This is a genomic window from Pseudomonas moorei (assembly GCF_008801475.1).
Lineage (GTDB): Bacteria > Pseudomonadota > Gammaproteobacteria > Pseudomonadales > Pseudomonadaceae > Aquipseudomonas > Aquipseudomonas moorei.
In genome coordinates, this window is record NZ_VZPP01000001.1 from 466,986 (window position 1) to 480,644 (window position 13,659).

General features: G+C 53.7%; 10 protein-coding genes. 7 read left to right on the top strand and 3 right to left on the bottom strand.

Annotation, left to right across the window (positions count from 1 at the left end; genetic code table 11):
• The first annotated feature begins 50 nt into the window (after positions 1-50).
• The 7 genes from F7R06_RS02290 (at position 51) to ppsA (ending at position 8,647) form a co-directional block, all read left to right on the top strand.
• Positions 51-950 (top strand): LysR family transcriptional regulator, encoded by a 900-nt coding sequence (locus tag F7R06_RS02290; protein WP_090321857.1) that lies wholly within the window; start codon positions 51-53, stop codon positions 948-950.
• 276 nt (positions 951-1,226) lie between these two features.
• Complete coding sequence (locus F7R06_RS02300) at positions 1,227-2,276, top strand: NAD(P)-dependent alcohol dehydrogenase (RefSeq protein WP_090321855.1); 1,050 nt, start codon at positions 1,227-1,229, stop codon at positions 2,274-2,276.
• Between the two features lie 132 nt (positions 2,277-2,408).
• A complete protein-coding gene (locus F7R06_RS02305) occupies positions 2,409-3,605 on the top strand; it encodes an MFS transporter (RefSeq protein ID WP_090321853.1) in 1,197 nt (398 codons plus the stop codon).
• Between the two features lie 304 nt (positions 3,606-3,909).
• Entirely contained in the window at positions 3,910-4,680 is a 771-nt protein-coding gene (locus F7R06_RS02310) for an ATP-binding cassette domain-containing protein (RefSeq protein ID WP_245706692.1), read from the top strand.
• A 5-nt stretch (positions 4,681-4,685) separates the two neighbouring features.
• On the top strand, positions 4,686-5,456 hold the full coding sequence (locus F7R06_RS02315) for an ABC transporter permease (protein WP_090327323.1): 771 nt from the start codon (positions 4,686-4,688) through the stop codon (positions 5,454-5,456).
• Positions 5,457-5,616: 160 nt separating this feature from the next.
• Entirely contained in the window at positions 5,617-6,198 is a 582-nt protein-coding gene (locus F7R06_RS02320; RefSeq protein WP_090327318.1) for a Spy/CpxP family protein refolding chaperone, read from the top strand.
• A 13-nt stretch (positions 6,199-6,211) separates the two neighbouring features.
• A complete protein-coding gene (gene ppsA, locus F7R06_RS02325; protein WP_245706691.1) occupies positions 6,212-8,647 on the top strand; it encodes a phosphoenolpyruvate synthase in 2,436 nt (811 codons plus the stop codon).
• 2,306 nt (positions 8,648-10,953) lie between these two features.
• Here ppsA and F7R06_RS02330 read toward each other — a convergent pair.
• From F7R06_RS02330 to F7R06_RS02340, 3 genes are read right to left on the bottom strand one after another with little or no spacing between them, the layout of a single operon-like run.
• Positions 10,954-11,952: a hypothetical protein gene (locus F7R06_RS02330; RefSeq protein WP_139204787.1), complete on the bottom strand. Its 999-nt coding sequence runs from the start codon at positions 11,950-11,952 to the stop codon at positions 10,954-10,956.
• Positions 11,918-12,763, bottom strand: coding sequence for a hypothetical protein (locus F7R06_RS02335; RefSeq protein ID WP_139204786.1), 846 nt, complete (start codon positions 12,761-12,763; stop codon positions 11,918-11,920). The genes F7R06_RS02330 and F7R06_RS02335 overlap by 35 nt, the downstream gene beginning before the upstream one ends.
• Position 12,764: 1 nt before the next feature.
• The gene (locus F7R06_RS02340; protein ID WP_090321838.1) at positions 12,765-13,658 is read right to left on the bottom strand and encodes a TniB family NTP-binding protein; all 894 of its coding nucleotides are present in this window, start codon (positions 13,656-13,658) and stop codon (positions 12,765-12,767) included.
• Between the last annotated feature and the right edge of the window lies 1 nt (position 13,659).

A 13,659-nucleotide genomic window follows, 5' to 3' on the forward strand; every position in this document is an offset into this window, starting at 1 on the left:
CCTGTTCGTGCACAGTCATTACCGTTCCTTTTCGATCCTGGACTCCGCTTATGGATAAGTTGCTGGCGCTCAAAATGTTTGTCGAAACCGTACGCTGTGGTGGTTATTCGTCAGCGGCGCGCAAGCTTGGCATCTCCACTTCGTCTGTGACCCGACAGGTAGCGGGACTGGAAAGCGAGCTGGGCGCCAGTTTGCTGAACCGCACCACGCGCAACACGAGCGTCACGGTGGCGGGACAGAACTACTTCGAAAAGGCAGTGGCGATCCTGGAGGCCATCGATGAAGCCGATGCCGTCGTGACCGATCGTGGCAGCGAAGCTCAAGGGCGCTTACGGGCCAGCGTCCCGGTGGAATTCGGCCGACGCATCATTGCTCCTCATCTGGGGCGACTGCTGGATCGTCATCCTGGCCTTGAGATCAGCCTCTCGTTGAGCGACGAGGTCAGTGACCTGCTCAGCGAGCAAATAGATGTGTCAGTGCGTCTGGGTTCATCGGTCGTCAGTGATGACATCGTCAGCAAGCGGCTGGGCGATTTCCAGCGTTGGGTGGTGGCGAGCCCCGATTACCTGACGCGTACCGGGCTGCCCCGACACCCCCATGACCTGTTGGAGCATCAATGCCTGCGTTTTGATTACCGCACGGGCCACCACAATTGGACATTCCAGGGTGATGAGGAAATCATTCGCTTGAATGTGCAGGGACGGCTGCAAAGCAACAACGCCGACATTCTGCGCGAGGCGGCGTTAGCCGGGGGAGGGGTGACGCTATTGGCCGATTGGCTGGTGCGTGATGATGTCAGTGCAGGTCGCCTGACGCGCGTGCTGGAACAGTATGAAGTCAACCCTGGCAGTGCGAGCACTTGCATCAATGCGCTGTACCTGCCCAATCATCGTGGTTCCAGTCGCATCAATGTGTTCATTGAATTTCTTCAGGAAATACTCGCCCCATAATGTCACGACTGGTCGCGGTACCGAACAGGCGGCCATATTCACCGCTGAACTGCGAGCGAGGGCGCCTTCCAGGGCTGACGAAAGGTGATTCATGGCGCAGCGGGGTAGGGATCATGTCGGGGCGCTCCTGTTGACCGAACTTTAATCCGCTGAAAAGGCGTTTCCTCTCCACCACCCTGCATCCCCACAGGATTAGGCAAGCATTCAAGAGGAATGCACTAGGGACAGAGGCGGATCGACCGGGAGAATGTGTCGATCAGTCACAGGAGAGCCTCAATGCAAGTCTTCGCTTATGGCGCCCATGCGGGCGACAAACCGCTTGAACCCCTGCGCATCACTCGTCGCGATCCCGGCCCGGAAGATGTGCAGATCGAGATTGCCTATTGCGGTATCTGCCACTCGGACCTGCACCAGGTGCGCGCCGAATGGGAAGGTACGAAATACCCGTGCGTGCCCGGTCACGAGATCGTCGGCCGTGTCTCAGCCGTAGGCCTGAAGGTCACCGGGTTCGCACCGGGTGATCTGGTCGGAGTGGGCTGTATCGTCGACAGCTGCAAACATTGCGAAGAATGTGCTGAAGGTCTTGAGAACTACTGCGACGGCGTGGTTGGCACCTATAACTTTCCGACTCCGGACGCACCAGGCTGGACGCTCGGTGGTTATTCGCAAGCGATCGTTGTGCATCAGCGCTACGCACTGCGTATTCGCCACCCCGAGGCACAACTGGCTGCCGTTGCGCCGCTGCTGTGCGCGGGCATCACCACCTGGTCGCCGCTGCGTCACTGGAACGCGGGCCCCGGGAAGAAAGTGGGTGTGGTGGGCATCGGTGGCCTGGGTCACATGGGCATCAAACTGGCCCATGCGTTGGGCGCGCATGTGGTCGCTTTCACCACGTCCGAATCCAAACGTGAGGCGGCCAAAAGCCTTGGCGCCGATGAAGTGGTGGTCTCAAGCGATGCGCAGCAAATGGCCGCGCACCTTAAAAGCTTCGACCTGATCATCAACACAGTCGCCGCCCCCCATGACCTGGACGCCTTGCTGGTGCTGCTTAAGCGCGACGGCGCGATGACATTGGTGGGAGCGCCAGCCTCGCCACATCCATCGCCCAACGTGTTCAACCTGATCATGAAACGTCGCACCCTGGCCGGTTCGATGATCGGCGGCATCCCGCAAACCCAGGAGATGCTCGATTTCTGCGCCGAACACGGCATCGTTTCGGACATCGAGCTGATACGTGCAGAGCACATCAATGAGGCGTTCGAGCGGATGCTCCAGGGTGACGTCAAATACCGTTTCGTGATCGACAACGCGACACTGGCGGAGTGAAAAAACGCACGTCCGGGCATTTCGCCCGGACGTGTATTGACTTCGGCTGTTCGCGTAAACCGAAGCGTACGACTCATGCCTCGTTTGCCACCTCGCAAAACCAACACGCCTTTCGCACCACAGGTAGTTCCAATGACCTCTCGTTCTACGGAAAAACGCGGCTGGAGCGCCGTGCTGGCCATGTCGTTGGCCGCATTCGCCCTGGTCGCGTCAGAATTCATGCCCGTCAGCCTGCTGACGCCCATTGCGGCCGAGCTGCATATCACGGAAGGTCAGGCCGGCCAGGGTATTTCCGTGTCCGGCGCATTCGCATTGATCACAAGCCTGGTCATTGCAGCGATCGCCGCTCGCGTCGAACGCAAGAAGCTGCTGCTGTGTCTGACCTTGCTGATGATTGTGTCAGGTACGGTCGTCGCGCTCGCGCCAGGCTACCCCTCATTCATGCTTGGGCGTGCCTTGATCGGCATAGCCATCGGCGGTTTCTGGTCATTGTCGGCGGCGACCGCGATGCGTCTGGTACCGCCGGACCAGATTTCCCGAGCGCTGGCCATTGTCAATGGTGGTAATGCTCTGGCGACGGTAATCGCAGCCCCGGCGGGCAGCTTCCTTGGCTCGCTGATCGGCTGGCGTGGCGCATTCTTCTGTGTTGTTCCTGTCGCAGCGCTGGCGGCCGTGTGGCTGCTGATAAGCCTTCCATCCTTCAAGGCCGAGCGCCAGGCAGGTAGCGGCAACGCCCTGCGGCTGATGAAGCGGTTGCCAGTAGCATTGGGAATGGTCGCCGTCAGCGTATTTTTCATGGGGCAGTTCATGCTGTTCACTTACCTGCGCCCATTTCTTGAGGTCGTCACCGGCGTCAGCGTTTCAACATTGTCTTTGATGCTGTTGGGTCTGGGACTGGCAGGTTTCATCGGGACCTTTCTGATCGAAAGATTCATCGGCAATGGTCTCTATCGCACGCTGACGGTTATACCTCTGATCATGGCTGTCATAGCACTGGCGCTAGTGAACTACGGCGCTTCGCCGTTGCTGACCGCCGTGCTGCTCGGCGTATGGGGGCTGGTCGCTACTGCTGCTCCCGTTGGATGGTGGACATGGCTGGCGCAAACGCTTCCGGATGATGCTGAAGCCGGTGGGGGCCTGCTCGTGGCCATTGTCCAACTGGCTATCGCCGCAGGGGCCATCATCGGTGGCCTGGCCTTTGATCTGAGCGGTTATAAAGCCACATTCGAGCTAAGCGCAACCGTGTTGGTTGCGGCGTCTGTGCTCGCTTGGCTAGCGGGTCGCAGTGCTAATGAAGTTCATCTCCCCGAGTCGAACGTGACGGCCTGATCAGATCAGGAAACGCCCGGCACTTGGATTCGAAAAAATGACGCTCGATCCACTGTGTGACTGAGTCTCTCAACGATTTTGATCTGTGCATCACCTTGCTGCGCACTGACGGTCCTGGCACGACCCCAAAAGCCTTTGAGGCGTCAGGTCCAACGGGAGGGCGGTTGTGCCTTGATTTGATTTAAATCAACAGCAGGCCGGCGTGGTCAGATGACAGTAAGTTGCTCCTGTCACTGACCTCACCGAGCAGAGTGGTGTAAGCATGACTGATACACATGCGTCATTCGCAATCACCACCCAGGCATTGAGCAAGCGTTTCGATCACCTCACGGCACTTGATGGTTTGACGCTTGAAGTGACCCAGGGGCATATTTTCGGCCTGCTCGGTCCCAATGGCGCGGGAAAAAGTACGGCAATCAAAATCCTCACTACGTTGCTCGATGCCAGCTCCGGCTCGGCCACCGTGGCGGGCTTCGATATTGCCAGGCAACCGATCGAAGTCAGGCGGCGTATCGGCTATGTGCCACAGATGCTGTCGGCCGATGGGGCATTGACGGCTACCGAAAACCTCAACCTTTCGGCCCGCTTGTACGGCTTGCGAGGTGTCCGCCGCGTCACGCGAGTCAAGGAAGCACTGGCATTTGCCGGCTTGGAAGAGGTGGCCTCGAAACTGGTACGAACTTATTCAGGCGGCATGATACGCCGGCTCGAAATCGCCCAGGCAACGCTGCATTACCCACAAGTGTTATTTCTGGATGAGCCTGCGCTGGGGCTGGACCCCATCGCGCGCAGAACGGTATGGGAGCGGTTGCAGCAACTGCGTACCAGCCAAGGCATGACCATCCTGATCACAACCCATGACATGGAGGAGGCTGACGTACTGTGCGACGAGTTGGCGATCCTGCACCAAGGACGCCTTGCCGTGACAGGAAAACCCGATGTACTCAAGGCCCAGGTCGGCGAAAACGCCAGTCTGGATGATGTGTTCGTCTATTTCAGCGGCGTCGTCATTGAACAGGGGGGTAACTATCGTGACACGCGCGAGAGTCGAGATGTTATCCACCGACTGGGATGATCCGCATGTTTGATTTTATCCTTGAGACCTTCGCCGTCGCTGATGCTGAAGTGCGCAAGCTGATTCGTGACCCCACCGAGTTATTGTCACGGGCTGTGCAGCCAGTGTTATGGATGGCGATATTCGGTCAGGTGTTCAGCCAAGTGCGCGGCATCCCGACCGGCAACCTGCGCTATCTGGATTACATGGCGCCGGGCATTCTTGCGCAAAGCATCCTGTTCAGCGCCATTTTCTATGGCATCGCCATTATTTGGGAGCGCGACTTGGGAATCGTGCACAAACTGTTGGTCACACCGGCCCATCGCGGTTCGCTCATCATGGGTAAAGCCTTAGCGGCCGGGCTGAGGGGGCTGGTGCAAGCCCTCGTGGTTTATCTGATTGCCATCGCACTGCATGTGGAAATCAGATGGCAGTTGCTGCCTGTCTTGACCGTTACCGCCGGGGTGTTTATCGGCTCCTGTATTTTCTCGACCTTTTCTTTGGTTATCGCCTGCATCGTCAAAACCCGCGAGCGTTTCATGGGGATCGGCCAGGTGCTGACCATGCCGCTGTTCTTTGCATCGAACGCCATTTACCCACTGGAGCTGATGCCGGGCTGGTTGAAGATCGTTGCCGTGTGTAACCCGCTGACCTACCTGGTGGATGCATTGCGCGGAGCCATGATCGTCGGTGGCCAGAGTATCTACGCGGTGAGTACCAGCTTTGCGGTGATGCTGTTTGTGTTTGCTCTGCTCCTGTTTCTCGCCACACGACTCTACCCTGGGTTGGCGCACTGATGGGACGCACGTACCGTTAAGGATTCAAGACAAGCGCCCGTCAGCGTTGACCGACCATCCCATTGTTCGTGTATCGCCGTGGTTTCTGACATGGATCAGACTGCCCGCCAATGCGGGTCCTATGCTCGAGTCGACCCCACAGGATCGAGATGAGCTGAACATGAACAGATCAAGGCTGATCGGGCTGTGCGTATTGATTGCGGCAAGCGTTTTACTGTCGCCATCGACCAGCGTTTTCGCCAACCCGTCCATGACAATGCCAGGCGCCATGGCCCAACAACAGCCTGATTTCGACTGGCTCGAACAGACACAGCAAACCCTGGATGGCCTCAAGGGCAAACTTGACCTCAAACCCGAGCAATTGCCTGCCTGGGATGCGTGGGCAACAGCGGTGATGGCCGATGCCCATCAGCAACTGGAAAAGGGTACAGGCGCAGTTGGCGCAATGGCACCTGCCCAGAACATGCTGAACGATGAAACCACACCGGAACGGATGGCCAGGGGGATCGCGATTCTACGTGCGCAAGCGGACTGGATGCAGGCCCATCTGGTACGCCTGGACGCTGCTCAGGTGCGGACCAAAACCTTCTACGAAACGCTGGATAAGGAACAGAAAACCATTTTCGACCTGTTCTGGACGGTGATACATCACAGGGCCAACGAGCAAAATGACTGGCCGATGCCGATCCACATGCCCTGGTCGGCAGTGGATGACGAGCCGGACGACGCAGGCACGCCATAATCGGAGAGAAACCGTGACGTATTCCAACAACAATATCCGTTGGTTCAGCGAGCTGGATCTCAACGATGTTCCACTGGTCGGTGGCAAGAGCGCCTCGCTGGGGGAGATGTACCAGAACCTGACGGCATTGGGGGTACGCGTTCCAAACGGCTTTGCCATTACCTCTGATGCGTATCGTTATGTGCTTGATCACAATGACGCCTGGCAGCCATTGCATGAAGCACTCGACGGGCTTGATCCCTCTGACGTCAAGGACTTGCAGGCGCGAGGGGAAAGGGCGAGGGCGATTGTCTACGGCTGTGCAATACCCGAAGATCTGAGGGGGGCGATATTGCAGGGTTACGCCCAACTCAGGCAGCAATACGGTGAGCACATTTCATTGGCAGTACGCTCCTCGGCGACCGCTGAAGATTCACCGCAGGCTTCATTTGCCGGGCAGAACGACACCTACCTCAATGTCGCCACTGACGATGCCCTGATCGATGCCTACAAACGCTGCCTGGCCTCCAACTTCACTGACCGCTCCATCCACTACAAATACGACCGTGGCTTTGATTACTACAAGGTCCATCTGGCCGTTGTGGTCATGAAAATGGTGCGTAGCGACATTGGGGCCAGTGGCGTGATGTTCTCGCTGGACACGGAGACAGGTTTCAAGGATGTGGTGTTCATCAATGCTGCGCTGGGACTCGGCGAGAATGTCGTACAGGGCACGATTAACCCCGACAGTTTCTATGTGCACAAACCCGGTTTTCTAAAGGGCTATCGTGCGGTGTTGAAGCGAAGCCTGGGTAGCAAAGAAAAGAAGATGGTTTTTACCAACGTACTCAATACCCGCAATATCGCGGTGGAATACACCAAAAACATCGACACGCCAACCGAAGAGCGCGCGCACTTTTGTATCTCTGATACGGAGGTCATGGTATTGGCCGACTATGCCATCAAGGTGGAAACCCACTACTCGGAAAAAGCCGGTGCGTATAAGCCCATGGATATGGAGTGGGCCAAGGATGGACTCGATGGTCAGTTGTATATGGTGCAGGCGCGCCCGGAAACCGTGGCATCGCAACAGACAGGAAGTGTGCTTGAAATCTACCATCTCAAGCGTCGATCGACCGTCCTGCTCAGCGGCAAGGCTGTCGGTACTCGAATTGGCGCCGGTAAGGCGCGGGTTATCAGTAACCCTGCACATTTAAGTGATTTTCGAGCCGGCGAAGTGCTGGTTGCAAACACCACGACACCCGATTGGGAACCGGTAATGAAAACCGCCGCGGCGATAGTGACGAGCCAGGGCGGTCGTACTTGCCATGCCGCCATCTTGGCCCGCGAGCTGGGTATTCCGGCCATCGTCGGCGCCGTAGATGCCGTCGAGAAGATCGAGACGGGCGCCTCGATTACCGTCAGTTGCGCCGACGGCGAAACCGCGAACATCTATGCAGGCATTCTGGAGTTCGACATTCAGCAAACCGACCTCAGCCAATTGGGACACCCTCGAACCAGGATCATGATGAACCTTGGCAACCCCGATCAGGCCTTCAGTCTTGCCTCGCTGCCCGTGGATGGCATCGGCCTGGCGCGCATGGAGTTCATCATCAGTGAATACATCAAGGTCCATCCGATGGCGCTCGTGCACCCGGAAAAAGTGGATGACGCAACGGGTAAAAAGATCGCTGCCCTGAGTGTCGCTTATGGAAACCCTACCGAATTCTTCGTCAAGACCCTGGCCGAGGGCGTCGCCACGATTGCAGCAGCGGTGTATCCAAAACCGTGCGTAGTGCGCATGAGCGATTTCAAGAGCAATGAATACGCGACGCTGCTGGGTGGCCAGTACTTCGAGCCCGAAGAAAACAACCCGATGATCGGCTTTCGTGGCGCTATCCGTTATACCCACCCGGCGTATGCCGAAGGTTTTGCACTGGAGTGCGCGGCTATGAAATGGGCGCGCGACAAGATTGGCCTTACGAACGTCAAGTTGATGATCCCTTTCTGCCGCACCGTGGGGGAGGGGGAAAGGGTGTTGCAGGCGATGGCCAGCCACGGCCTTGAGCGTGGCGAAAATGGTCTGGAGATTTATGTCATGTGCGAGATACCTAACAATGTCATCCAGATTGATGCGTTCGCCAAACTGTTCGATGGCTTCTCCATCGGATCCAACGACCTGACTCAACTGGTGCTTGGCGTGGATCGGGATTCGGCGATCGTCGCCTGCGATTTTGATGAGCGTGATCCTGGTGTGAAGCAACTGATTCGTCTGGCGGTAGAAGGCGCAAAGCGCAACGGCCGGCATTCTGGAATCTGTGGGCAGGCGCCGTCTGATTATCCCGAGATGGCCGCGTATCTGGTGGAGATTGGCATCGATTCGATGAGTCTCAATCCAGACGCAGTACTCGCCACGACACGGAATGTGCTTGCACTGGAACAGCACTTGCCACTGAATCGCACATCGTGAACCCTATGGCGCAGGGCGTTCAGCCATGAATCAGAGAGCAGCCACCCCGCGTGAAGGATGAGCTGCAACTCATTGAAATGTCATCGACAATGGAAATGGAGGGCAGGCGGAAGATCGGACCATAATGATCAGAGGGCACTTGGGAAATAGCTCAACTAAATAGATGTTTAGTTGAGCTAGTAAATTATTTCACGTAAAGGTCGTTACGTTGCCATAGGCGGTAGACCACTTTCAATAGCACATATCTCTCGTCAGACAGTGGTGTCAGGGCGCTTTGATGTAGTCCCCTTATCTCGCGGGTTGCCAAAAACTGGAAGTCACGACTGACAGACCAGCGCGAGCAATGATAAGTGTAACAGTTCCAAGCGGCAAATCCCGGAGTTGGAACAGTATTACAGAGTGTTGAAATCCCAGGCGCGCCAGACAAATCAAGGCGAACATGCAGAGTCAGAATTACGGTGCTAACTTGTTTTTTGACTTGTTAACCACCGTAGTTAACAAGTCAAAATTGTGGTTAACAACGGTACCGAATTGGCATTTTACTGAGCTTTTAATCTGCCAGATTCAGGAGAGTTTCCAGAGTGTTTGGCGGGAGGAAAGCTAGAAAGCCTTCAAACGCAAGGTGTTCACCGCCAAACCGTCAGTATTTGCAAGTAAATCCGGCGGCGCTTTTGCATGTGTGGCAGCCCTTGAAATCTGCGCACCAACTCACGCTGAACGCTTCAGATTTCACACAGCGACGTGTTTTCGGATGGGCTTGCCGCGTAAGTAATGCCGTAAACGAGCGAACTCGTCCCCAAAAAGCTCCTTTAATCAAACGAATAGGCGAATCCGCATACGGTCCGCGATCACGTTCATCAAGGGCGACATTTCTGGATTCGCCGCTCATGACGTAAAATCACGAACAATGACGGTCCCAAAGGCTGCGCCAGAGCCTTCAGCGCGCTGATGATTGCCAGACAAGTGGCCTGTAAGCAAATCCGTGAACGTGAGGCGAAAGACTCGATTTACACGATTACTTCCCATTTTTTTACACGATTACTTCTGAGAACTGCCGACGTTTGTCTTTTCCCCATACTGGTAGTGGCAGCCCTTGAAATCTGCGCACCAACTCCACGCTGAACGCTACAGATTTCACACAGCGACGTGATTGCAGGTGGACCTGTGTCGTAAGCAATGCAGCCCCTAGGCTGCCAGGTGATCGCACTAGCTATATGACCTTATCTGAATGGAATGTCTCAGCCGTCGATCCTTACCACGAGTGACAGCCGTTGAAATCCGAGCATCAACTCTATGCTGCAGGCTTCAGATTTCACACAGCGTCGTTTTGGGAAGTAGACCCGCGCGGGCCCAGCAAGTAAAACCTTTAAACGGAGACCACGAGGACCAATGGAGACCAAAACTGAACACGTTGTGGATCTATCAGTGCAGGCCATCGGGTGACCGTACCAACCATAAATGCATCAGATACAATGCGAAACATGCGACATAGAGGGTACGGAAGTAATTTATTGAAATGGGGACGAAACCATCGTTTCAAATTTTTACTTCCGGAAATTTCAAAGATTTACTTCCGAGCTGTCAGCATTCACTAATAAACGGAATTTATAACTAGTTGATTTGCATGTGTTTCCACGTATTAGTCACTAATAGACGGAAAAATAGCCAATGATTGACAGTTTTTCCGCCGATTGATGAACTTTTTTCGCGCAGGACGTGGGGGCGCTGATTTCTCATCACCAGGATGGGGAAAATAACCGGTTGTGGTAATAGATGAGACATTGATTGGGGGGGTAAAGGTGAGGATGGCGCAACTATGTGGTGATCGATTTAGGAGCCCGTTGAGTTGTATTCGCTAACTTTCTCACTGACATAGCGTTCCACAGCGTAAGTCGGGAGATATCGTCTGTGTATGAGCACTCTCATGTAGTTGAGTGGGATGTCCATCAAGAAATTTAGTAACGTATGGTCGCCTTCCCGTATTTCTCTCCATAAACGCAGCTGAATAGAACACTGCGTCTCACTGAAAATTCTCGTGGAATTCGGAAACCAAGGAACCCCACCGTTGGGCGAAATATTCCACGCCTTAATGTCGTTTGAGTTTGAGTGAATCTTACAAAGTAGGATGAATCGATCCATTAGAGTGGGGTGGCTATTTGTAAAAATGTAGCCTATTATTTTATTTGTTTCAATGTTCATGGAACAGATAACATGAAGCGGCCCTAGTTGAGTCCCTTTTGAAGGTGTTACGGGAATTCCAAGATTGAAGTAGCAGTGGTGTATTTTTGATAGGTTGACGTATTTTTTCATACTCCGAGCCCTTTTTTGAATAAGGCGATATGGCGGTTGTTTAAGATTTCGAGCGCGGGTCCTATTTGAGTCATGTTGCTAAACATGTGATGATCGTAAATTTGACGACAAGAGCGACCAATATCTATAGGCCTCCAGCCCCACGTGATACGTTCTGAGCGTACCTCTTCATTAAGTATTTTAATTTGTTTTGCCGTGACCCAGCCCGTGACAACTCCCATCAACACGAGTGCGCATGCACGTTCCGCACAATTGCTTTGCAGTGCGCCGATTTTCATCAATAACTTAAGCCCGTGGACCCTCAATGAGGGTTCCTTTGGACGTGGCGTAGTGATGAATTGAGATGCCAGGCCAGCACCTGCAGGAGCAGCTTGCAAAAAGAACTCTATCAAAAGCTTCCGTGCATTGTAGGTTTTCACGAGCGGACTGATGAACGATGAAGACCCTGCGCTCAATTGCATTTCCATTCGGAGCATCTGGATCTGTATCTTGAGTGCGATTTTGACGACTTCAGCAGCTGCGTGTCGTGGCAAATTCATACGCAAAGGAGTTGTAGGCGGAAACAGATACTGCAGGTACCCACTCTGACGATCTCTAAAGCCAGTCAAGATCTCGCAATGAACGGGGCATATAGGTGCTACGACATATCTCCAGTTCTTCTGAAATACAATTCTTTCATGTTTTCTGAGTGAGTCGGCAATACACGACAGGCAAGCGTAGTCTGCAAAGCTGTGAGGCAATATCCATGAAGCCTGGGCACGAAATTGTTCAAAGCTAAATCTCTTCAAATGAAATGATTCACGCATTCTTGATTCAAAGTGGTATGGCAGGTCGAAGTCGGGATCGACCGTATCTAGACCATCGAGACCCGCCAATTGGCGTTCGGAAACGGTTTGCAGGATGTCTGCCTGCGAGAGCGTTGCTGCAGGTAGTCGTTGAAGCCAAGAGGAGAACGACTCGTCACACGCTGGTAAGCTGGCTGTATAGTCGGGCATTCGATTCAGTCAACTCCTTAAGCGACAATCGGAAGAGTTCAGATGGGATATGGCTTACATTGGAAAGTATGCTGTGAATGGCACACTGCCGAATGTGTATTAGCATGTGGGCTGTGTTGCCTTTGCTGAGTTTATGAATTTCTTTCATGTGGTTTGATAAGGGAGCATCTAACCTTAACGTCTCTCCGCACAGGCTTGACAAATCGTCTAGATAACTTGATAAAAGGTTGCCGCGTTCCCATTCATTTATATGAAGGTGCTCCAGCGTACTTTCCTGGTTATCCCAAGAGTGCTTGACCTGGTCTAACGGTGCGGCTAACACCAATTTTAAGGTTAACGGAAAGGCCGTTAATTTTTTCCATTGTTCTATATGCCTTCGCTTCTGCTCAGGACTCGCAACGCCCGTCAGATAATCTTCGACTATCACGACAGAAAAGCCCAACATCTGCGCAAGATTCATGACGGGCGCGGGCAGTTGATTCATGGCAGATACTTCGAGTACCTCATAAGTACATTCGAATCCAAAGTGACGTAATAGCCTTGCTATTGGTGGTAATCCAGGGTCAACCCCTGTTTGTGGCATGATGAATACACCACCGTCATCCGTTCGTAGTGATAGGTAGATGCCTTGCGCTACTGTCGATACCCCTGAGCCTGAACGGCCAGTGATATACAATATGGGTGGTGGAGGTTCCTGGTTTTGCAGGAGGTACGCTGCCTTCTTAATTGTGTCTGTCGCTTGAGGTGTGCTCAGGGTTAAAAGCTCGTGCACTTCAGCGACCCGTCGGATCAGGGCGTCTTGTCGTTTCATGTCAATGCGAAGGCGACTTGATCAAAATAGACACGCCAAATTTGAGGGCGAGCAATGGCGCGCGATCAACGAGTTCCGGGGTGATTTTTTCGGTGCCTGAGATGATGGCTTCGGCAGCGCACACTTGAATGATTTTTGCCACGTTATCCATAATGCCTGCCGAGAGGGCATACAAGCGGGTTGCGAGGTCTTCGGACCACAGCATTGATTCCAGCTTCAACGGCAAAACGCGCTCATAACCTGCCAGAAACGCTCTGAAATTCTCGTCCAAGGACCAGGTCGGAAGGGGCAGTTGCATGTATCGCCGTTCCAGTTGTGGATCTAGACGAAGCGCTTCACTTGCTTTGTCGATTCCAAATGCAAATACGCTGAGATTGTAAGGGTCACCCGAAAGGTTTTTGAGCAATGATAAGTTTATTTTTTGCTGAAACGGGGTGAGTGTCAGTGCGTCGTGGATTTCGTCGATGACGATGCCTCTTATGTTTAGCCTTTGTACAGTGAGTGCGAATTCTTTCGAGGCATCATACCCGCTGAATTTGCGTGTAATTGGCATGCCGAATGACTCAAACAGTAATTCCCGGAAGTTATAGTTATTAGGGTTTTGACGGAAACTCATGAATATTAGTTTCTCTTTTTTCTCTGCGTTAATGGCTTTTATACGTTTGATGATGCTTGTTTTGCCATATCCGCCACTGCCCCAAACCAACATGCACGGTGCTTGTACCTTGTTCTCAACCTTGAGCATGTAGCCAATCGTTTCGATAATTGATTGGGACGTTGGATAGTCAATGAACACGTCTTGCAGGCAGATCATGACCCGTTGTTCGTCTGGAAGCAGGGTGAGATGCTGTAAAGATTTACGTAGGTGGGCGTACGGTTTGATTTGATCGCTCATG

Coding starts and splice junctions, on each gene's coding strand:
- F7R06_RS02290 (WP_090321857.1), top strand. CDS start 51: ATGGATAAGTTGCTGGCGCTCAAAATGTTTGTCGAAACCGTACGCTGT.
- F7R06_RS02300 (WP_090321855.1), top strand. CDS start 1,227: ATGCAAGTCTTCGCTTATGGCGCCCATGCGGGCGACAAACCGCTTGAA.
- F7R06_RS02305 (WP_090321853.1), top strand. CDS start 2,409: ATGACCTCTCGTTCTACGGAAAAACGCGGCTGGAGCGCCGTGCTGGCC.
- F7R06_RS02315 (WP_090327323.1), top strand. CDS start 4,686: ATGTTTGATTTTATCCTTGAGACCTTCGCCGTCGCTGATGCTGAAGTG.
- F7R06_RS02320 (WP_090327318.1), top strand. CDS start 5,617: ATGAACAGATCAAGGCTGATCGGGCTGTGCGTATTGATTGCGGCAAGC.
- F7R06_RS02330 (WP_139204787.1), bottom strand. CDS start 11,952: ATGCCCGACTATACAGCCAGCTTACCAGCGTGTGACGAGTCGTTCTCC.
- F7R06_RS02335 (WP_139204786.1), bottom strand. CDS start 12,763: ATGAAACGACAAGACGCCCTGATCCGACGGGTCGCTGAAGTGCACGAG.
- F7R06_RS02340 (WP_090321838.1), bottom strand. CDS start 13,658: ATGAGCGATCAAATCAAACCGTACGCCCACCTACGTAAATCTTTACAG.